This window comes from Hyphomicrobiales bacterium, assembly GCA_017642935.1.
Lineage (GTDB): Bacteria > Pseudomonadota > Alphaproteobacteria > Rhizobiales > MH13 > MH13.
This window is the reverse complement of record JAEPOK010000001.1, coordinates 1,384,959-1,405,417: the sequence shown is the minus strand read 5'-3', so window position 1 is coordinate 1,405,417 and position 20,459 is coordinate 1,384,959. Positions and strand designations below refer to the sequence as shown.

Annotated in this window: 19 protein-coding genes; 9 read left to right on the top strand and 10 right to left on the bottom strand. The window is 58.4% G+C overall.

The annotated features are described in order from the left end of the window. Positions 1 to 98 precede the first annotated feature (98 nt). The 3 genes from mltG to gmk are packed head-to-tail and all read left to right on the top strand — an operon-like array spanning position 99 to position 2,889. Positions 99 to 1,310 carry an endolytic transglycosylase MltG gene (gene mltG / locus JJ917_06600; protein ID MBO6698478.1) on the top strand — a complete coding sequence of 404 codons (1,212 nt, stop codon included), beginning with the start codon at positions 99 to 101 and terminating at the stop codon, positions 1,308 to 1,310. An 8-nt stretch (positions 1,311 to 1,318) separates the two neighbouring features. Then, a complete protein-coding gene (locus JJ917_06595) occupies positions 1,319 to 2,203 on the top strand; it encodes a YicC family protein (protein MBO6698477.1) in 885 nt (294 codons plus the stop codon). Between the two features lie 53 nt (positions 2,204 to 2,256). Beyond that, positions 2,257 to 2,889 (top strand): guanylate kinase, encoded by a 633-nt coding sequence (gene gmk, locus JJ917_06590; GenBank protein MBO6698476.1) that lies wholly within the window; start codon positions 2,257 to 2,259, stop codon positions 2,887 to 2,889. Here gmk and rsmA read toward each other — a convergent pair. The 6 genes from rsmA to lptF form a co-directional block, all read right to left on the bottom strand. Next, positions 2,878 to 3,753 (bottom strand): 16S rRNA (adenine(1518)-N(6)/adenine(1519)-N(6))-dimethyltransferase RsmA, encoded by an 876-nt coding sequence (rsmA, locus tag JJ917_06585; GenBank protein ID MBO6698475.1) that lies wholly within the window; start codon positions 3,751 to 3,753, stop codon positions 2,878 to 2,880. The genes gmk and rsmA overlap by 12 nt on opposite strands. Then, the gene (pdxA, locus tag JJ917_06580; GenBank protein ID MBO6698474.1) at positions 3,750 to 4,787 is read right to left on the bottom strand and encodes a 4-hydroxythreonine-4-phosphate dehydrogenase PdxA; all 1,038 of its coding nucleotides are present in this window, start codon (positions 4,785 to 4,787) and stop codon (positions 3,750 to 3,752) included. The genes rsmA and pdxA overlap by 4 nt, the downstream gene beginning before the upstream one ends. A 12-nt stretch (positions 4,788 to 4,799) precedes the next feature. Next, positions 4,800 to 5,684: a peptidylprolyl isomerase gene (locus tag JJ917_06575; protein MBO6698473.1), complete on the bottom strand. Its 885-nt coding sequence runs from the start codon at positions 5,682 to 5,684 to the stop codon at positions 4,800 to 4,802. Positions 5,685 to 5,901: 217 nt separating this feature from the next. After that, positions 5,902 to 8,271, bottom strand: a complete 2,370-nt coding sequence (locus tag JJ917_06570; protein ID MBO6698472.1) for an LPS-assembly protein LptD — start codon at positions 8,269 to 8,271, stop codon at positions 5,902 to 5,904. A gap of 2 nt (positions 8,272 to 8,273) precedes the next feature. Further along, the gene (gene lptG, locus JJ917_06565) at positions 8,274 to 9,362 is read right to left on the bottom strand and encodes an LPS export ABC transporter permease LptG (protein ID MBO6698471.1); all 1,089 of its coding nucleotides are present in this window, start codon (positions 9,360 to 9,362) and stop codon (positions 8,274 to 8,276) included. Positions 9,363 to 9,365: 3 nt separating this feature from the next. Further along, the gene (lptF, locus tag JJ917_06560) at positions 9,366 to 10,541 is read right to left on the bottom strand and encodes an LPS export ABC transporter permease LptF (protein ID MBO6698470.1); all 1,176 of its coding nucleotides are present in this window, start codon (positions 10,539 to 10,541) and stop codon (positions 9,366 to 9,368) included. 327 nt (positions 10,542 to 10,868) lie between these two features. Here lptF and JJ917_06555 point away from each other — a divergent pair, with 327 nt between their 5' ends. The 3 genes from JJ917_06555 to JJ917_06545 all read left to right on the top strand — a co-directional run bounded on the left by JJ917_06555 (position 10,869) and on the right by JJ917_06545 (position 13,505). Further along, positions 10,869 to 12,383 carry a leucyl aminopeptidase gene (locus tag JJ917_06555; GenBank protein ID MBO6698469.1) on the top strand — a complete coding sequence of 505 codons (1,515 nt, stop codon included), beginning with the start codon at positions 10,869 to 10,871 and terminating at the stop codon, positions 12,381 to 12,383. 9 nt (positions 12,384 to 12,392) lie between these two features. Then, positions 12,393 to 12,854, top strand: a complete 462-nt coding sequence (locus tag JJ917_06550; protein MBO6698468.1) for a DNA polymerase III subunit chi — start codon at positions 12,393 to 12,395, stop codon at positions 12,852 to 12,854. Between the two features lie 114 nt (positions 12,855 to 12,968). After that, the gene (locus tag JJ917_06545) at positions 12,969 to 13,505 is read left to right on the top strand and encodes a YbjN domain-containing protein (GenBank protein ID MBO6698467.1); all 537 of its coding nucleotides are present in this window, start codon (positions 12,969 to 12,971) and stop codon (positions 13,503 to 13,505) included. A gap of 54 nt (positions 13,506 to 13,559) precedes the next feature. Here JJ917_06545 and JJ917_06540 read toward each other — a convergent pair whose 3' ends face one another. Next, the gene (locus JJ917_06540; GenBank protein ID MBO6698466.1) at positions 13,560 to 15,467 is read right to left on the bottom strand and encodes an ABC-F family ATP-binding cassette domain-containing protein; all 1,908 of its coding nucleotides are present in this window, start codon (positions 15,465 to 15,467) and stop codon (positions 13,560 to 13,562) included. Positions 15,468 to 15,541: 74 nt separating this feature from the next. Between JJ917_06540 and JJ917_06535 the strand changes: the two genes are divergently transcribed. Then, complete coding sequence (locus JJ917_06535; protein MBO6698465.1) at positions 15,542 to 16,228, top strand: glutathione S-transferase N-terminal domain-containing protein; 687 nt, start codon at positions 15,542 to 15,544, stop codon at positions 16,226 to 16,228. A gap of 106 nt (positions 16,229 to 16,334) precedes the next feature. Beyond that, the gene (gene ndk / locus JJ917_06530; GenBank protein MBO6698464.1) at positions 16,335 to 16,757 is read left to right on the top strand and encodes a nucleoside-diphosphate kinase; all 423 of its coding nucleotides are present in this window, start codon (positions 16,335 to 16,337) and stop codon (positions 16,755 to 16,757) included. A gap of 34 nt (positions 16,758 to 16,791) precedes the next feature. Here ndk and JJ917_06525 read toward each other — a convergent pair whose 3' ends face one another. After that, positions 16,792 to 17,388 carry a hypothetical protein gene (locus JJ917_06525; protein MBO6698463.1) on the bottom strand — a complete coding sequence of 199 codons (597 nt, stop codon included), beginning with the start codon at positions 17,386 to 17,388 and terminating at the stop codon, positions 16,792 to 16,794. Between the two features lie 276 nt (positions 17,389 to 17,664). Here JJ917_06525 and JJ917_06520 point away from each other — a divergent pair, with 276 nt between their 5' ends. Then, on the top strand, positions 17,665 to 18,717 hold the full coding sequence (locus JJ917_06520; GenBank protein MBO6698462.1) for a YHYH protein: 1,053 nt from the start codon (positions 17,665 to 17,667) through the stop codon (positions 18,715 to 18,717). Here JJ917_06520 and JJ917_06515 read toward each other — a convergent pair. Both JJ917_06515 and JJ917_06510 read right to left on the bottom strand, forming a co-directional pair. Beyond that, positions 18,707 to 19,336 (bottom strand): phosphoribosylglycinamide formyltransferase, encoded by a 630-nt coding sequence (locus tag JJ917_06515; GenBank protein MBO6698461.1) that lies wholly within the window; start codon positions 19,334 to 19,336, stop codon positions 18,707 to 18,709. The genes JJ917_06520 and JJ917_06515 overlap by 11 nt on opposite strands. Then, positions 19,333 to 20,388 (bottom strand): phosphoribosylformylglycinamidine cyclo-ligase, encoded by a 1,056-nt coding sequence (locus JJ917_06510; protein MBO6698460.1) that lies wholly within the window; start codon positions 20,386 to 20,388, stop codon positions 19,333 to 19,335. Before JJ917_06510 ends, JJ917_06515 begins: the two co-directional genes overlap by 4 nt. Between the last annotated feature and the right edge of the window lie 71 nt (positions 20,389 to 20,459).

The window sequence follows — 20,459 nt, the reverse complement described above, 5'->3', positions numbered from 1 at the left end:
TTTGACGGCTGCCTGGCGAGGGTCCGCAAACACTCGTTGGATCAAGTGTGGTGGCAGAAGATGACGATGGAAACGACAGCCAGTCAAAGAGCGATGCCATGAACGAGACACCCAACAACAACGCGTCTGACGCAACGCGGCTTGGCGAGACCCCGCGTAGCGCGGCGCAGGCGATCAAACCCGAAGAGGTCGCCGCACCGAGTGCTAAGCACGCCAAGCGTGCCCGTTCGCCCTTCGTGGTGCTTCTGAACGGTCTGTTCTCGTTGGCCCTGCTCGGCGTCGTCGTGCTCGGTGCGCTGGCCTATTTCGCCAATGTGCAATTCAACGCCGACGGGCCGCATGCCACTGACCGCAACATCACCGTGGAACGCGGCATGGCGACCCGTGAAATCGCCAGCATGCTGGAATCGCGCGGTGTGATTTCCAACGAACACATCTTTACCGCCGGCGTGCTTGCCCGCCAGGCCCGCGCGCGCCTTCAGGCCGGTGAATACGCAATCGACGCCCACGCCTCGATGGCCAGCATTCTCGACATGATGGTCGAGGGCCGCACGGTCGTTTATTCGGTCACGTTCCCGGAAGGGTGGACGAGCTTACAGATGGTCAATCGTCTGAACGCCACCGACTTCCTGACCGGAGAGATTACCGAGATTCCGCCCGAAGGATCGCTGCTCCCCAACACTTATGCGTTCAATCGCGATGCGACCCGCCAAAGCGTCCTTGACCGCATGATGGCAGCTCAGGAAGCCGCTATCGCAGACATCTGGGAAAGACGCGTTAGCGATCTGCCGATCGAATCGCCGGAAGAACTGGTAACGCTGGCCTCGATCGTCGAAAAGGAAACCGCCCGCGCCGATGAGCGCACGCGGGTTGCCGGTGTTTTCATCAATCGTCTGGAACAGGGCATGCGCATCCAGTCCGACCCGACGATCCTCTACGGAATTTATGGTGGTGAAGCCTGGACGGAGCCTCGTCCGATCTATCGCAGTCAATTGCGCGACGACAGCAACCCTTACAACACCTACACCATTCCCGCGCTGCCGCCGGGGCCGATCGCTAACCCTGGACGGGCCTCCTTGGAGGCTGTAGCCAACCCATCTCGCACTGATGATTTGTTCTTCGTGGCCGATGGCACGGGCGGGCACGCCTTTGCCGAGACCTATGAAGAGCACAACCGAAACGTTGCCCGCTGGCGGGAAATCGAGCGTGAGCGCGAAGCAGCGAGGGAAGCTGCCGAAGCCGAGGCGGCTGAAGAGGCCGAACGCGATGCGGCAGACGATGAAGCCGAAGCACCGGCAGCCGAGCAGTAGCATCCGCCATGCCACTCACCTCAATGACGGGGTTCGCGCGCTCTGAAGCGAGCCATGGGGCACTGTCGATCTTGATCGAAGCACGCTGCGTGAATGGCCGTTCCAGCGATATCAAGCTCCGATTGCCTAATGGCTTCGATCATCTCGACAAGCCTATCCGTGCGCTGTTTCAGAAGTTCGTCCGACGTGGCAATGCCAATGTGACGGTTAACCTGCAGCGCGAGGGAGATCGGCGCCCGCGTATCAACGCTGAGACGTTGGACGGCCTGCGCGCAGCTTTGGTCGAACGCGCCACCGCATGGGGCGACCCGCCACCACAGCTTGCCGATTTGCTGACGCTTCCCGGTGTTGTGGAGATGGTCGATCCTGCTGCGTCCGACGATGACGATGAGGCGAGAGACGAGGCCATACTAGCCGCCGCCTCTGATTGCGCCGCGAGCTTAAGCGAGTCCCGTGAGGCTGAGGGCAGGGCCATGCTCTCTGTATTGGAGCAACTCGTTGGCGAGATCGATCAGGAAGTCAGAGCGCTCGCCCAGCACCCTGATGCGCGTGGTGATCATTTGATGGCCCGCCTGCAGTCGCAGGTGGACCGTCTGCTGTCCGAAACAAGCCAGTTGGACCTCCAACGCCTCCATCAGGAGGTTGCGGTGCTCGCCACCAAGGCCGACATTGAGGAGGAGCTTGCCCGGCTGCGCGCTCACATTGATGCGGCGCATTCACTTCTTGCCGCCAAGGAGCCGGTGGGTCGCAAGCTTGATTTCCTTGCACAGGAATTTAACCGGGAAGCCAATACAATCTGTTCCAAGGCTTCATCGATCACCGTTACCCAGCATGGGCTAGCTTTGAAAGCGCTGATCGATCAGATCAAGGAGCAGGTTCAAAACGTTGAGTGACCGGCGCGCGAATTTGCTAGCAAAGTTGAGACGACTGACCGGAAGGGGCAAGCATGAGCAGCAAGCGCGGATACATTCTGGTTCTTTCCTCACCGTCGGGCGCAGGCAAGTCGACTCTGGCGCGACAGCTTCTGCAGGACGAGGGCCTGCCGACGCCGAAGCTCTCAGTTTCGGTCACCACGCGGCAAAGGCGGCCATCTGAGATCGATGGTACGCATTACCATTTCATCGATGAAGTGTCGTTTCTGCAGCGCCGCGACCAGGGTGCGCTGTTGGAATGGGCAGAGGTGCACGGCAATTTTTATGGAACGCCGCGAGAGCCGGTCGAGCGTGCCCTAAGCCAAGGGCACATCATGCTCTTCGACATTGATTGGCAGGGGACAGAGCAGGTGCGCGCGGCGATGCCGGACGACACCGTGACGGTCTTTGTCCTACCGCCGAGCTTTGAGGAGTTGCGCGCCCGCATTACGCGCCGCGCCGAAGATAAGCCTGATGTGATCGAGAAGCGCTTGGAAAATGCGCGCGATGAAATGACCCACTGGCGCGACTACGATTATGTCATCACAAACACCGATCTGGGCGAAGCCTATGAGCAGCTCCGGGCGATTTATCTGGCCGAAATGGTGCGGCGGACCCGCCAGCCGGGTCTGGATGATTTCGTTGGTGGCCTGATCTCAGCCGACTAGATCGCGAAAGGTCCGCGCGAGGGCTGCAAAAGTCTCGATCGACAGTGTTTCAGCGCGCTCTGTGCCGTGAAGGCCGACGGATGTAATCAGCTCGGCCAAGCTTTGCTGATCAAGGCCGAGGCTTCTCAACGATTGCCGCACCATTTTGCGTCGTTGACCAAAGGCTGCTGCCGCAACCCGTTCCAAATCAGACCCAAGGCAAGGCAGAGGCTCGGCACGCGGACGAAGATGCACCACGCTTGAGGTCACCTTGGGCGGTGGGACAAAGGCCGATGGCGGCACATAAAACATCAGATGAGTCTGACATCGCCAGTTGGCGAGCACGCCCAGGCGACCATAGTGCTTGTCGTTGGCTTGCGCCACGATGCGTTCGGCGACTTCACGTTGAAACATCAGAGTCAGTCCGGCGAACCACGGTGGCCAAGGTTCGCTGAGCAACCAGCGCACCAAAAGCGGCGTGCCGACATTGTAGGGCAAATTGGCGATGATCTGCGCTGGGCCGTCCAACGGTTCGATGTGGCCTGTGAGATCGACTTTCGTGGCGTCGCCATAGATCACCTGCAAGCGACCATCGCTGGCCTTTGTGAGACGATCGAGGATCGGTCGGAAGCGCTCATCGCGTTCAACGGCGATAACGCGTTTTGCTCCTTCCAGCAGCAGCGCACGGGTTAGGCCGCCGGGTCCTGGCCCCACCTCCACGACGGTCCCATTGCCGAGCGGCAAGCCGGATCGAGCGATCTTGCGCGTGAGGTTGAGGTCAAAGAGGAAGTTCTGCCCCAGCGACTTCTTGGCACCGAGGCGGGAACCGCCGGGGCCAAGGCTTTCCACCTCCGCGCGGACGCTGGGAAGCGTTTCGAGGTTCACGCGGATTCTCGGGCGCGCTCGGCCATTCGCGCAGCCAGCCTGATAGCGGCAACCATGCTCGCCGGTGAAGCTTTGCCGGTACCAGCCAACTCAAGCGCGGTCCCATGGTCTGGTGAGGTGCGGATGAACGGCAGTCCCAGCGTGACATTCACGGTGTTGTGGAAGTCCAGCGCTTTGACCGGAATGAGCGCTTGGTCGTGATACATGCAGAGCGCCGCATCGAAGGCCTGACGCGCTTCAGGATGGAACATCGTGTCCGCCGGCAAGGGCCCGATAGCCTTGAAACCCATTTGGCCGAGCTGGGTGATGGCCGGAGCGATGATCGCATCGTCTTCCTTGCCCAAGGAACCCTGTTCCCCGGCATGGGGGTTGAGCCCGGCGATGGCCAAACGCGGCGTGTCTATATCGAAGCGTTGCTTAAGGTCTCGGGCCACCACCCCGCCGACGTCGACGATGCGTTGAGTCGTCAAGGACCTGGCAACCTCACTCAAAGGGATATGCACCGTCACCGGAACGGTGCGCAGTTCAGGTCCAGCCAGCATCATGACAGCCAATGGGTTGGATTCTGGCCAGTGTTCATGCGCGTAAGCTTCAAGAAATTCGGTGTGGCCAGGGAATGCAAAACCGGTAGCGTAGAGATTGGCTTTGTGGATTGGTGCGGTTACGAGCCCTGAACAGCGTCCGAGTCGAACAGCGTCGAGGGCGGCGCAAAGAGCGGAAACCGTAACGTCTCCCGTGCCCTCATCCAAGCGACCCGGACTGTCTACAACCCGGCCAACATCGACAACGGCAAGCCCTTTACGTTGATCTTCATGAAGGTCAACCATGCTGGCCAGGACGGAGATTGCAACGTCAAGTCCAAGGCGCTCAGCCCGGCGTTCCAATAGAACCGGATCCCCAAAAACGACGAGCTGTAGCGCTTCAGGGTCGCCTTGAAGGCATGCTTGCGCCTGAAGAATGATATCTGGCCCTACCCCGGCCGGTTCGCCCATGGATATGGCCAGCGGACGCCCACCCCGGGGTGCATCAGGCATTGGCGGGCACGATCAATTATTGGGACGCAAAATGGTCGCCGATGCGCGCAGATCACGCAGATAGCCACGCGAAAGCAACAGCCCTTCCTCATTGCGCAGTTCGCTTTCCACATCGCGACGCGCTTCAGCGTCGGACTGCACATTCCGCTTGTTGCAGACAGCGAACATCACCACGCCTTCAGCGGAGTCTTCCGGTGGTGTGAGGCGACCTACAGCTGTTTCCTGAAGGAGCTCATCAAGTGCTGGCGACAAATCGGAAGAAAAGCGGCGCACTTCATTTTGAACGACGACGCCGTTGAGTTGTCCGGCGGACGATATGCCAGATGCACAAGACTCGAACCGAGATCGAAAGGCTGCCGCCTCACGGCGGCGCTGTTCGCGCGTGTTGGAGCCCGCCCCTTCCGGAACAACGAACACAACCTCACGCAATGTGTACTCCGTCGTCGTCAGCTCAGAGGCAGCTTCGTCGCTAGAGCGATCATCAAGCGCGGCAAGCACATCTTGTTCATCGACCCGTACGGTCGCCTGAAAGCGTGCACGAATAACCTGATCCCAGAGGATTTGCGCCTCAATACTATCGCGAAGGGTCGCCAAATCGACACCGCGTTGGCTGAGTGCCTGACCGAGTTGCGACACTGATAGGCCCGATCGTGAGGCGATCGTCTGTAGGGCTTGGTCGAGTTCGGCTTGGGTGACGGAAATACCAAGCCGTCGTGCTTCTGCGCGTTGCAAGGCTTCGTCAATCAACTCGTCCTCAGCGCGCGAACTTGGTCCACCTTGAAGTCGCAGCAGAGCAGCCCTGGCGTTGATGTCGTAGTTGCTGATAGGCACGTCATTAACAAGGATGGCGGTGTAGACAGACTGCGCTACAGCCGGTGCGCTAATTTGCTCTATCAATGTTGGGGATGCCAGACCTATCGCGCAACAAACTAAGAGCGCGCGACATCCGCGCCGCCGCAGCGCGTGCCGTTTAATTGATCTTTGTTCTGAAATCGCACCCATCATTCGAAGGTCCTCTTTACACAACTGCCGTCACGTTTTGCCGTGTTACGACAATGATCTCTATTGAGCTGCGCGTGCCTGCCAATTGTGCCGAAATTCAGCCCGTGACGTCCTACTGCGTTCCGAACACGCTGTTGAACTGTTCGTTGTTAAGCACCTCTGTTTCGAAGGCGCCAATGGTCCGCAGCGAAACGTTCAACATGACCCGGCTATCCGAGACGCCATCATTCCCATCCGGTGACGTATAGGTATAATTCAGCCCAACGCCCAAGCAGTCGCAGACATATTGGATCCCTGCGCCGTATCCGAGGATATGGCTCCGCTCCAGATCGTACTGGACGCTGCCGGCCACGCGCCAACTGCTATTGACTTGCAATGAAGCCGAGCCAGAAATCTGATGCTGATCGTCATTGATGCCGCGGTTGGGTTGCGCGGCCAAATAGGCGTAGGTGGCCGCGCCGGCCACGCGACCGTGCGAGGCTGATGCCAATAGCTCACCACGCTCTAAGTCAAAATCGTCTTCGTCAAACCGCCCAGATGCGGTTAGAGAAAGGCGATTTTGAAGGCGGGCCGTCAGCATGGCAACATAATCGGACTGATCTGTTTCAAGCCCACTGTCCTCACCATTGGGCGTGAGGATATTTGCGCCGGTTTGCGACCAAGCATATGGATTTTCGCCGGCCAGGTGGAAGGATTGCCCGACGATTGCACTTAGGGACAAGCCGTTATCGAACGTACCGGTGTACCGCACGCCAACATTGGCGCGTGTTCCGCCTTCCATCTGATCAAAGCCGGAGTACTTGTCCCAATCGAACAAGTTTGACGCGTCAAAGACCAGGCTTTGTGAGTCTTCAATCGGCACCTCGCCAACATGGCCAGCGTCTGGGCGCACGATGAACTGCGCGACTGGCTCCACAACATGGCTACTTCCTGGAGCCGTGATTAGGAAAGGCCAACGCCATTCTAGACCGGCCGACGCCATACCGCGAGCGAAAGAGTTTTCGCCATCGACGAACACGACGTTGGCCTCGCTACCAAGATTGTAGCCGATCACATCGCCACGAAACCCGACCTGCGGTGTGAACACCTGACCCAATGGCCCGATGAACTCACGGCGCCAAGAGACATCCAAAGTCGCGCGGCTCATTTGGCCATCAAGGCCCTCGTACACATTGGTTGCACCGGTCGGCCTGGTTATAGGATCAACGAAGGCATCTTCGCGGACCGTCGTCGTCAGGTTGGCTAGAACCTGCAATTCGCCACCAACATGATCGGGCGTGAAGCGGCGATCATAGTCGACCACAGGTAAAGTCCAGGGCTGGTTCTGATCGCCTTCTGTTATCGTCGCAACCTGGATGCGCTCAACGCGTGCGTCAAAATAGCTACGGTCGTGGAGACCGGTCAGGTAGATGTCCGAGATAACCTGGCTCGCGCCCTCGGTTTCAATCGAGTAATCGCGGAAATAGCGACGATCGGACTGCAGGTAGAGGTTCCAGCCGAAATCCCAACGGTCATTCAGAGAAAAGGCACCATTGCTTGCAATGCCGCCACGCCAGTCCTGATCGCCAGGCTGATTGTTGAACACGTCGTCATCCAGCTGGGCGGCGCCAGAAACGCGGACGCTGTAGCCACCATTTTCGAGCCGCTGGCGCCATTCCGCTTCAAGGTGAAATGCCTGACCTGAGAAGAATGTGGGGGTCACCGTCAGATCATAACTGGGATCAAGCGCAAAATAGTAGGGTGTTGAAATGGCAAAACCTAAATCGCCGTCAAGCACATACTCGGGACGAAGGAAGCCGCTCTTGCGTTCAACGGTTGGGTCGGTGTGGGCAAAGAATGGCAGCCAGACGATCGGTATGCCGAAGAAGTCCAACCGCACATTGCGATAATAGACCATCTGGTCTTCTTCATCGTACGTGATCGTGTCGGCATGGAACATCCAAGCGCGGGGTCGGTCGGGGTTTTCTGGGCAGGCCTCACAGGCCGTGTAGGTTCCCTGGTCGAACTCAGTCTCTGAACCATCGCGGCGGGTGGCGTTACGGGCGGTGAAAAAGCCACGTTCGGGCGTCTCAACACTTAGTGCATCGACAAAACCATCGGCCAGCGTGTCACTGAGATCAGCCGATGTTGCACGAATGATATTGCCGCTCGGTTCGACCAAGATCACGTTTCCGCGCGCCAGCACACGACCTTGGGCGCGATCGTACACAACCTCGTCGGCATCAACCGTGTAGCCGTCGTAAAAGATCGTCACATTGCCTAGGGCGGTGACGGTATTTACGCCTTCATTGTAAAGGAGTTCGTCTGCTTCAAGGAACATCTGCGCATCGGGGTTGGCTTGGTCGAAGCCTGGTGTGACTTGCGCGAGCGCAACACCGCTAACGCCAAGCCCGGTGCCCACGCCAGTGACCACAAGGGATCCGGCAACCGCCAGCATAGTGCCTAAGCGCAGAACGCGAGAGGAAGAGCGCAACCCAGCCAAGCCTAGCCATCCTCCAGATGCAGCAAGGCCGTTATGCCGAAAAGACCAGCGGCGATCGGCGGCACCCATGCCGCAAGAACTGGATTGACCAATCCAGCACCCCCTAAGTCGCCAGCGATTTCGTTGACCACAAACACGATAAATCCAGCACTCAATCCGGCCACCACAAGCTTTGTCGTTCCCCCATGCCGAGAGAACCGCAAAGACACGGTTGCGGCCACCAATACCATGGCCATAAGCAGCATGGGCCGTGCGAGCAAGGCCTGAAATTGGAATCTGTAGCGATCGGAAGCGATGCCCGCCTGCTGTGCCTTATTTGCAAGGTCGGGAAGGTGCCAAATTGGTACAGAAGTGGGCGGTGTGAACCGTCCTAGGACGTCATCGGCCGTCAGTGGCGTGGCAAGCGAGAAAACCTCGATGGCACGCGATTCTCCCAACGTGTCGGTCATCGTCACATCGGTCATGTTCCACGCGCCGTTGCGCAGTACAGCGCGGTCGGCGTCTACCCGCTGGTTGAAGTCACCGTATTCGTCAAACAGCATCGCACTGACTTGGTTCAACGTTTGACCGGCATCGGTTGCCGAAGCCGCTCGGACCAAAGTCACGATCTCGCCGGTTGACTGGCGGAACCAGATTTCCCGTTCCGGATCGACATTTGTGGTGCTGCCGGCAAATCGCTCAGCCAAAATGGCGTCTGACCGCACCTTGAGGCTGGCTGAAAACGGATTGTAGAGCCACGACGCGGCTAAGCCTACCATCGCGGCCACAACGATAAGAGGGACAAGAAATTGCCAAGCAGAAAGTCCCGATGCGCGGGCGATGATTAGCTCTGACCGCCGCGAAAGGGCGACCAGCGTCATCAACGCTCCAATCAGCACTGCAAAGGGCACCAACTGCTCAGCAAGCGACGGCAGGCGCATAGCAGAAATCGCTAAAATCGCTTGAAAGGGGATTTCCAAGTCGGCGCCGCGCCGCGTGAGCTCCATAACGTCGACCATCAGCATCAAGGCAAATGCGCCCAAAAACACAAAGCCAACGTGCTTGGAAAACGCCAAGGCGAGATAGCGGTTAAGGGAGGCAGACAATCGCATGAGCTACTCCGCCGCCTGGGGCAGCGCCTTAGCTTTCCCCATCAGCGGAGATCGCTGCGCAATCGACACAAAATCGATGCGCCGGGAAATCGCGAGCCATCCCAGAACCACCACGGCCAGTGGGATCAGATATAGAAGGGGCCAGGAGAAATGCGCCGATGGAATGATGCTTGAAGCACCAAATTGTGCGCCAAGGACCACAGCGCCTCCACCAATCGCAGCCAGAACCCGTTTGGCCCGACCCGCCCGTCCCGAGTGGGGCGTTCCAAGTGCCAGAGCTATGATCATTGCGAAAGCAAAGGGATAAAAGGGTAGAGCGATGCGGTTGTGCAGTTCGGCCAAAAACCGCCCGCGTTGGCTGACAAAAAAAGCATCATCCTCGTCGGGATTTAACAAGTAGGCCGTGGATCGTTCTGACGGCTTTAGATAGCCGGGGGCGGTGGCGCGATCTGTAAAACTCAGATCGATGGAATAGCTGTCGAAATATAGGAAGGCTGTGTTGACCCGGCCCGACGTCGAAACCGTTCGCCGCTGGATGACACCATCATCGACGGAGAGAAACGCTCCCTGTTCGCCACGCACGACCGTGCCTCTCTGGGCGAAGTAAATTGTTTCGTGCGGATAGTCGCGCGTGTCGGCAATCATGATGTCCGTCAGGATGCCGCCAGGTTCGCGCGCCCGCATGTGAAAGGTCAGACCTTCCTGGAGCGATGAAAACGCGCCTTCGCGAACCACAGTAGCAAGCAGGTCAGCCCGCACATCGCTGATCAAAAACCGCCAAGCCTTCTGCGCTGGCGGCGCAATCAAATGCCCGAGCACCGCAACCAAGAGGCTGACAACCAACGCGGCAGCCATGACAGGGCGCAGCAAACCCATCGGGCTTCCGCCGGAGGCGTTAACCACAACGATTTCGCTCTCAGCACTCAACCGATTCAGCGTCATCAACAGCGCCAAGAAAAAGGCGATAGGCGCCACGACGCTTAGCATCTGCGGCATGTTCAAAACTGTGAGCACGGCAAAAGTCGCAAGCGCCGCGCCCTGGTTGGTGACGACGTCTAGCTCCTGCAAGGCGACCACGCACACGATCACCGCCGTCATGGCGATGAGCATGCCGACAAAGGTCAGCACCACCTGACGAAACAGATAGCGGTCAAACAGGCTGACACGATTGAACGTCAAACGTTGATCACTCCCTGCGCCTGAGCTGACAACAGATCGTTTCCTGCCGCCTCGCCATGCGCCCAACTGTCAAACAGAACTGCCTGACAGCTCCATCAATCCCCAACCTTCATTGCCACCTACAATGGCTAAAGTTCGACCAAGAAAATGGGTTAAGCCTTTGTAAACAAGATCGTCGGCGATGCCCAGCCACCACTTGATCATCCGCGTGGGCAGCGCTCAAACGCTGGAGCGGCGCTTGCCAAATCGCGCGCCATGCGCCACCTCAGAACCCAACGATTGCGCGTCCGGCCGGGCGCAGCACCCCCGATGTCTTATGAGGATTCAATGCCTGAGCTTTCTTTCACCTTCGCCGCGCATGACGCCAAGTCGGATTTTCCTGACCTTCCCAAAGGTCCCCTAGTTGTTTTTGCAACCAGCGCTGATTCTCTTGCTGGCACCGCCGCGCAAATCGATTCAGCTGGCGATGGCGCGTTGTCGGCTGGGGCGAAGGCATCGGGGTTCAAGGCCGGTTGGGGCGAAACGGTCAGCCTCTACGCCGTGCCGAGTGCGCCTGTTGATCAGGTGGTCCTGACGGGTGCGAATCCAGACAAGGCCAAAGACCCTGAGCCACATCTAATGTTCGGGGGAAAACTGGCATCAGCGCTGTCCAAGGCTAGCGCTGCGACAATCGTCTTTGATGATATGGCGGCTGACGAAGCCGCATCAGTCTTGGCCGGGTTGAGACTGGGAGCCTATCGTTTCGACCGTTATAAAAGCCGTCCAGAAAAGGATGACGACAACGGCGATGAAGAAACGCCTCCCCAATCATTGGCCGTCACCGTGCTCGCCTCTGACCCATCAGCGTTGGAAGCCGCCTTCCAACAGGCCGATGCGATTGCCTCGGGTACCATTCTCGCGCGCGACCTCGTCAACGAACCGCCAAACGTCCTTGGACCCGTTGAGTTTGCTGGCGTGGCGGAAGCGCTTGATGAGCTTGGTATTGGTGTCACAGTCCTCGACGATGCCGCGATGGAAGACCTCGGCATGGGCGCGCTGCTTGGCGTGGCTCAAGGCTCGGAAAAACCGGCACGTCTTGCGATCATGGAGTGGAAGGGCGGGTCCAACGACAAACCTGTTGCCGTTGTCGGCAAGGGTGTCGTCTTCGATACGGGCGGAATTTCCATCAAACCGTCCGCCGGCATGGAGGACATGAAGGGCGATATGGGCGGCGCGGCTTGCGTCGTAGGACTCATGCATACGCTGGCCGCCCGCAAAGCCAAGGTAAATGCTGTCGGCGTCATCGGGCTGGTTGAGAATATGCCTGACGGCAAGGCGCAGCGCCCAGGCGACATCGTGACATCGATGGCCGGCAAGACCATCGAGATCATCAACACCGATGCCGAAGGGCGCTTGGTCTTGGCTGACGCGCTGCATTACACGCGCACGACCTACGAGCCTAAGGTCATGATCAATCTGGCCACCCTCACCGGGGCGATCCTTGTTGCGCTTGGCCAGGAACACGCAGGCCTCTTCTCCAATGATGATGATCTGGCGACTGATCTTCACGAAGCCGGTCAGCGCACCGGCGAGAAAGTCTGGCGTCTGCCGATTGGGCCAGCCTATGACAAGATGATCAATTCGCGGTTCGCTGACATGAAGAACACCGGCGGTCGGTTTGCCGGTTCGATCACCGCAGCGCAGTTCCTCGCACGTTTCGTCGGTGACACCCCCTGGGCCCATCTGGATGTTGCGGGCACGGCCATGTCGGCGCCGAAGTCGGCGATCAATCAGTCCTTTGGATCAGGTTTTGGTGTGCGGTTACTCAACGACTACATCCGCGCTGTCCACGAAGAGACCTGATGACGATCCATGGCTGATGTTGCATTTTACCATCTGCAGACCGTCAGCCTGGAAACCGCTTTGCCGCAGCTCCTGGCCAAATGCTTGGAGCGAGACTGGCGGGTAGTCGTCGAAGTCGGAGAGCCATCGCGGCTCAAGGATCTGGACGATCATCTTTGGACGTACAACGAGGCTAGCTTTTTGCCACACGCGGGCGAAGGAGCGACGGATCCACAGCGCCATCCAATCTGGCTGTCGGCGACGTCGGACAACCCAAATGGTGCTGCGGTTCGGTTTTTCGTCGAAGGCGCCTTGCCAAGCGCAGATCATGATTTGAGCGCCTATCAGCGCGCTATTTTGATGTTCGACGGGACAAAACCCGACTCTGTTCAAGCGGCGCGCGGTGTCTGGAAGAGGTTGCACGACGACGATCACACGCTGTCATATTGGCGCCAATCAGAGACCGGCGCTTGGCAGCGGGCCGACCAATAATCGGTTGAACTGAGGACAACGGGAATCTCAGGTTTGACCTTGCGCCTTTTGCCATGCAGATTTTGTCAAACGGCGTCATAGAACGCTGGCTGGCTTGGCAGAGGGAGAGTGGCCATGGCAACGCAAGCGCACAGATTTCATTTTTCAGCGGTTACCGCCGCCTCGGCGATTGCAGTCGCGGCGACGTTCGGTCTGCCTTCGGCGGCCCTGGCCCAAAAAGGCCCGCAACCGGCTGCCGCCTGCACCGGACCTGGCCCATCGGGCATGGTGTTTGCCGTTCTCGATGAACTCTGCCCTGTCGTTGCAGAAATCGGAACCGCTCGACTTGAACGAGACAGCAATGGCGAGCGCTACATCGCAGCGACGGTCAACAACATCAACTTCGCAGTGGATGTTTACAATTGCGAGCCCGACTGCGCGGACCTGTCCTTCACCGCATCTTTTGAAATGGATGGCCTGACCATCGATCAAATGAACGAATGGAACTCCAGCCGTAGATTCGGCAAAGCCTATATCCGCAACGATGGCGACGCAGTTATCCAGATCGCGATCAACACCCGCCACGGCATCTCCCTGGAAACCTTCCGCGATGATCTGGTCTGGTGGGAAACGGTTCTCGACGACTATGTCGAGTTCATCGGCTTTCGATGACCAACGAGGTCAATTGGTCGTTTCGTAGGATCGAAATGACGGCCGCGGCAACTGCTAGACCTGTTCGCCAGCCTCTTCGAGCGCCGCGTTGAGGTCCAGCCAACGGGCTTCCCAACTGTCGAGCGCTTCAGCGCCTTTGGCCCGCCGCGCAGCGAGTTTTGCACCCTTTTGCGGGTTCATCGCGTAAAGCTTGGGGTTGGCGAGATCCTTGTCGATTTTCGCCAGTTCAGCCCGGATTGTCGCTAGCCGTGATTCTGCCTCAGCCACCTGCTTTTTCAGAAGTGAAACATTGCCGGGTCGCACAGGCTTGGCAGATGGCTGGGGCGCAACCGGTTCAGCCTTGCCAAAGCTCTTCTTGGGCGTAGATGTTTTGCTGCCTCGCTGCTTGCCGCCATCGACACCGCGCAGTATCGCTTGCCGATAGGCTGATAGATCATCCTCATAAGGTTTGACCGTTCCATCGCCTACCACCCAAAGCCGGTCAGCCGTAGCCTCGATGAGGTGGCGATCATGACTGATGATGATGACAGCGCCGTCATAATCCGACAGCGCCTCGACCAGCGCTTCACGGCTTTCCATGTCCAAATGGTTTGTCGGCTCATCGAGGATCAGAATGTCTGAGCCATCAAACGTAATGAGCCCGAGCAGCAGCCTAGCGCGCTCGCCGCCCGAAAGCTGTCCGGCAGGCGTGTCCATCCGGAGCCGATCGAACCCCATTTGGGCCGCGCGGCCGCGCACCTTGGCTTCGCCCGCCTCGGGCATACGCTTACGCACCGTGTCGACCGGCGATTCTTTAGGGTTCAAATCATCCAACTGATGCTGGGTGAAGAAGGCGACCTTCATCTTGCCTGGAAAGGTCAGGTCGCCGGCCTGACGGGTGAGGCGTCCGGCAATCATCTTAGCAAACGTCGATTTGCCGTTGCCGTTTTGGCCAAGCAGCGCAATACGATCATCTGGGTCGATGCGGAACGTCATCCTCGACAGGATGGCCTTGTCTAGTTCATAGCCAACCGCCAAATCGCGCCCATTGATGAGCGGTGGCGATTTTGGTTTTTCTGGTCCTTTGAAATGAAACGGTGCCACGCGCTCTTCCATGCGCAGCGCCATCGGTTCCATTTTCTCCAGCATTTTTAGCCGCGATTGCGCCTGCTTGGCCTTGGTCGCCTTGGCGCGGAAGCGGTCGACAAAGGATTGCATATGCGCGCGCCGAGCAGCCTGTTTGGCCTGTGCTTTTTCTTCAACCGCAAGCTGGATACGACGTTGCTTGTCGAACGTGTCGAACGGGCCGCCATAGAGCTGGAGCCGCCGCTGATCGAGATGGAGTGTTTGACTGACCGCGCTGTTGAGCAAATCCCGGTCATGCGAGATGACCATCAACGTGTGCGGATAACGCGCCAGATAGGTTTCCAGCCATAATGCGCCTTCCAGATCAAGATAGTTGGTGGGCTCGTCGAGCAGCAAAAGGTCAGGTGCCGAAAAAAGCACGGCTGCCAAAGCCACACGCATGCGCCAGCCGCCAGAGAAGTCCGATGCCGGTCGTTGCTGCGCTTGGTGATCGAATCCCAAACCTTGGAGAATCCGTGCCGCGCGCGACTCAGCGGAGTGCGCGTCAATGTCGGCCAAGCGTAGTTGGATGTCGCTGATGCGCGTCGGATCGGTTGCTGTCTCCGCCTCGGCAAAAAGTGCGGCGCGCTCGGTGTCGGCCGCCAGAACGATCTCCAGCAACGCTTGAGGCCCAGCAGGCACCTCCTGATCGACGCCGCCGAGACGCATGCGCGATGGCAGACGGATTTCACCGCTTTCCGGCGCGATCTCACCGCGGATCAGCTTGAACAGCGTGGTTTTGCCCGATCCGTTCCGGCCGACGAATCCGACTTTCGATCCGCGCTGAATGGTTGCAGACGCGTCATCGAACAAAAGCCGGTCGCCCAGCCGGTAGGTGAGATTGGAAATTTCTAGCATGGCGCCGGGCTAGCATTGCGCCGTCGGCTGGTCTAGCGGCATATCGACCACACACATGCACAAACGGGGATGCGATGCGGATACTCTATGAGCTTTGTGGCGCCGAACCGGACCGGTTGTTTTCAGCCTACTCCTGGCGAGCGCGCCTGACGCTCGGTTTCAAAGAGTTGGACTTTGAAAACCGACCAACCCCGTTCACCCAAATCCCCAAGGCACTGGACTGCATCCATAAAACCGTACCGGTCTTGATCGACGGCGAGACAACGATCACCGAGAGCTTTGCCATATGCGCTTACCTTGAAGACACCTACCCGGAGAGCGCATCCATTTTTGGAGGTGATGGTGGCAAGGAAAACGCCGCGCTGATCGACAATCTGATCGTCACCGGACTCTACCCCACGATAAGCCGGATGATCATTCTCGATATTCACAACCATCTGGCGCGCGAAGATGCCGCCTATTTCCGTCAAAGCCGCGAAAAACGCTTCGGCATGTCGCTGGAAGACGTACAGCGCGGCCGGGACAAGGAGCGGCAGAAGTTCGCGACCTTCCTGAAACCCTACCGCCGCCGTTTGGAAGAAACGCCCTATCTGGGTGGCGAACGCCTGCTTTATGCGGACATTGCGCTGGCGGCCTCGTTCTGCTGGGCCAAAGCCACATCATCCTATGACACAATGAACGGCGATGACCTGCTGCACGACTGGTTCAATCGGGTGCTTGACGCCTGCAACCAAACTGCGGCGCTGAAACTCGCCGCTTGAAGCCGCGGCGGCCCCGGTCTATATCGCGCCACACCGGGCGCGCAGCACATTGGCTGACGCGCCCGCTTCCCATTCTGTTTCCCCATTTAACGATAGGATCGCCGCAATGGCCATCGAACGCACCTTTTCCATGATCAAGCCGGACGCCACGCGCCGCAACCTGACCGGCCAGATCACCGCCAAACTCGAAGCTGCCGGATTGCGCGTCGTCGCTTCTAAGCGCGTGTGGATGAGCCGCAAGGATGCTGAGGGCTTTTATGCCGTGCACCGCGAACGCCCGTTCTTTGACGAGTTGGTTGATTTCATGTCGTCCGCACCGACGGTCGTTCAGGTTCTGGAAGGTGAAGACGCCATCGCTCGCAACCGCGAAGTGATGGGCGCCACCAACCCGGCTGAAGCCGAAGAAGGCACCATCCGGAAAGAGTTCGCCGAGTCGATCGGGGAGAACTCTGTTCACGGCTCGGACGCACCCGAAACCGCCGCTGAAGAGATCGCCTACTGGTTCTCCGAGCTGGAAATTGTTGGCTAACAACTAGCCGATGCAAGCATTTAAAGGGGCGGTTTCACGTATCCGGTGGCCGCCCTTTTTGCGTCTTTGAACGCCAAGAAACTATTAACTTTGGAGGCGCCATCAGTGTTCTAGATTTGTAGCTAGTGATAAATTGATCGCTCACAACCTGTGCATCATCTCGCAGTTGGATCGCGGCTTCGTAGGATTTCGCGCGGTCGAGCAGCCAGCCTCCTCGTTGATACATGTCCTTAGTGATTGTTCGCCACGGATCTAGGTCTCGGTCACGTATAGCAGGACCTCTTCCCACACCAGCAGCGTAGTCGTCGAAGTGCTCAATCATGTCGCGAATAGCCTTCAAGCCATTCTGGCCGTTGTGGTCGAAGGCCACATCAAATGATGCCAATGCCTTGTCAGCATCCTCCTTAACCGTCGGGAGTTTGCTAAGGGTCTTCACCGTCGTTCGGTAAAGCCAAAGACGGATGATGAAGTTTTCCCAGAGGTATTCGACCTCAAAGCAAAGATCGTCATCATCAAGCGAGTCATCCAAGGCACGCCAGGACATAACTAGCATGTTCCATGAATGCGTATGTCTTGGTTTGTAAAAATCCCAAAGCCGACCTTTGATTTCCCAATTCGATTTGTCGGTCAACTCGCCGTTCCCTCTTTGCCCAATTTATCAAACACGCATGACGGTGACCGTCAATTTAGGCTCTAAGCAGCTCCTCTTATCCTCACCTTTAAGCGCGGCTGCCTTCGCCAACCCAAGCATCTCCACACTCAAACCTGTCCAAAATGTCATGACGCACTTGTAACGGACAGACCGAGAACATGACGCACCCTTAACTGGTGCATGGCCCGCGTCTCGCTCACCTTCACAGCGTGCTCACGAACCCGTGAGCGATCCGTTGAAGAAGGGCCGAACGCCATGACCGATACCCACCCCAAAAACGACCTGCTCAAACGCCTTGGTATGGCATCCATGGTCGCCGTGCTGCTCGCGACCACTGCATTACCAAGCAATGGTTTTGCCCACGGCACCCACGATGAAGAGGTTGCAGCCACCGGCCAAGCGCTTGTGGAAGAGGACACAAATTGGCTGGACGAGATTTTGGAGGAATTGCTGCTTGGTTCCGTCGAAGCGGCGGCCAACATCTCGATCTCATCCAATGGCGCAGTGCGCACCATTGTTGCCGACGGCTTGCCGGACCATGCGCCTGGCCAGTTCCCCAATGCCAACAATCCCAACAGCATTTCCACCCAGAGCTACCGCTTTGATATGCCGACCAATCCAAGCACCGGCGGTTCGCCAACCAGCGCCGACCGTTACGTCTTTGGCGTGGCGCTCAATGGCGTGATCTTCGACCCAGCAACAGCGGAATTTTGGAACAATGACCGTTCTTCGGGCTGGAACTACGAAGCCTTTGGACCGCAGACCCGCTCGCTTGGTCTGGATGCCAGCAACGCCCATGTGCAGCCCAACGGCGCCTACCACTATCACGGCATCCCTGATGGCCTTTACGACCGATTGGCGAGCGCCGGGGCGCCAACACTCATTGGCTATGCCGCCGATGGTTTCCCGATTTACGGGCCGCTTAGCTATGCCGACTCAGATGACCCCTCATCCGGCCTTGAGGAGATGACATCAAGTTATGCGCTGCGCTCTGGCACGCGTTCATCAGGGCCAGGCGGAGCGTATGATGGCACATTCACCGCCGACTGGGAGTATGTGCCAGGCTCGGGCACGCTCGATGCCTGCAATGGCCGCTTTGGGGTCACGCCGGAATATCCCGATGGCACCTACTACTATGTGATCACCGACGAATTTCCGTTTGTGCCGCGCTGCTTTGCCGGAACGCCCGACGACAGCTTTTCCAAGCAGAACGCGCGTTCTGGTTCGGCCCAACAGCCGCGCCGTCGCCCTGGTGGGGAAGGGGGCGGTTTGCGCCGGCCACCGCGCGCGCATCCCCCTATTCGATAGGGCGAACTCCAAACACCCGCTCGGCTTTAACGGTCCAACCGCCCTCCAATCCCCGGATCATCTCAGCCAGCGCGTGCGGGTAGAGCGCGTGTTCCGCCGCCAGGACGCGTTCTGCCAAAGTGTCGGGATCATCATCATCCAGAACCGGTACAGATTTCTGGGCGATGATGGGCCCGGCATCCATGTCTGGCCGTACGAAATGCACCGTGCAGCCATGCAATTTCACCCCGGCATCGAGCGCGCGTTGATGGGTGTTGAGCCCTTTAAAAGAGGGCAGGAGCGAGGGGTGGATGTTGATCAGACGGTCGTGCCATTTTCCAATAAACCAGGGCGTCAGCAGCCGCATGAACCCGGCCAGACACACCACTTCAACGTTCGCTTTTTCAAGCTCGGCGTGAATCGCCCGCTCAAACGCTTCACGATCTTTCTTGAAGGCTTTGTGGTCAACGACAGCCGTGGCGATGCGTTGGTCCGAGGCCCACGCGAGGCCTGCCGCCTCAGGTTGATTGGAAACGACCAAGGCGATTTCCGCAGGATAGTCTGGTTCATTCGCGGCGCGTACCAGGGCCTGCATGTTGGAGCCGCGCCCGGAAATCAGTATTGCCACGAGCCGTTTCATAGAGGCAGCTGCTTCTCGATGATCACCGGCTCGCCGGTCCGCGACGTCACCGCGCCGAGGGTTAGAACGCTTTCGCCCATCTCGGAGAGTTTCACAGCAACGGCGCTGGCATCCTCTGCTGCCACGATCACAACCATCCCGACGCCACAGTTGAACGTGGCGAGCATGTCGTGCGCCGAAAGCTTGGCCGTGTCGGCGGCCCAGGCCATTTCCGGTGGAACGGTTACCCCGGAGAGATCCAGGAAAACAGCCAGATCGTCAGGCAAAACGCGTGGGATGTTTTCTAGCAGCCCGCCACCGGTGATGTGCGCCAAACCTTTGATGGCACCTGTCGCCTTTTGGGCAGCGAGCAGGCTTTTCACGTAGATTCTGGTCGGCGTCAGCAGAACCTCACCCAGGGTACGTGCAGGATCGAAGGGTGCCGGAGCGCCATACGGCAAACCTGCCTCTGCAACGATCTTGCGAATGAGAGAATATCCGTTGGAGTGGAACCCAGACGACGTAAGCCCAAGCACCACATCACCTTCGACAAGGGTCTTGCGCGGCAGGATTTCATCACGCTCCACCGCGCCGACACTGAAGCCTGCCAAGTCATAGTCTTTGTTGGCATAGAGCGACGGCATCTCTGCCGTTTCTCCGCCGATCAGCGCGGAACCAGCGAGCTTACACCCTTCAGCAATGCCCCCCACGACGCTTGCCGCCATATCAACATCGAGCGCACCAGAGGCGAAATAATCAAGGAAAAACAGTGGCTCAGCGCCTTGCACGACCAGATCGTTCACACACATGGCCACCAAATCGATGCCGACCGTGTCATGAACTCCAGAGTCGATGGCAATTTTCACCTTGGTGCCGACGCCATCATTCGCCGCCACCAACACCGGGTCGCGAAAACCGCAGGCCGCTAGGTCGAACAGGCCACCAAACCCGCCCAGATCGGCGTCTGCGCCTGGGCGTCGCGTTGAGTGAACGGCCGGCTTGATCCGCTCCACCAACGCCGCGCCGGCATCGGTATCGACGCCGGCTTGCTTGTAGGCTTCTGACCCGCTCATGCTGCATCCTCATGTCGTATCGGCTTTGCGTGCCGGATTCCTGATCGCAAAACAAGCACGGCGCGTCTGGA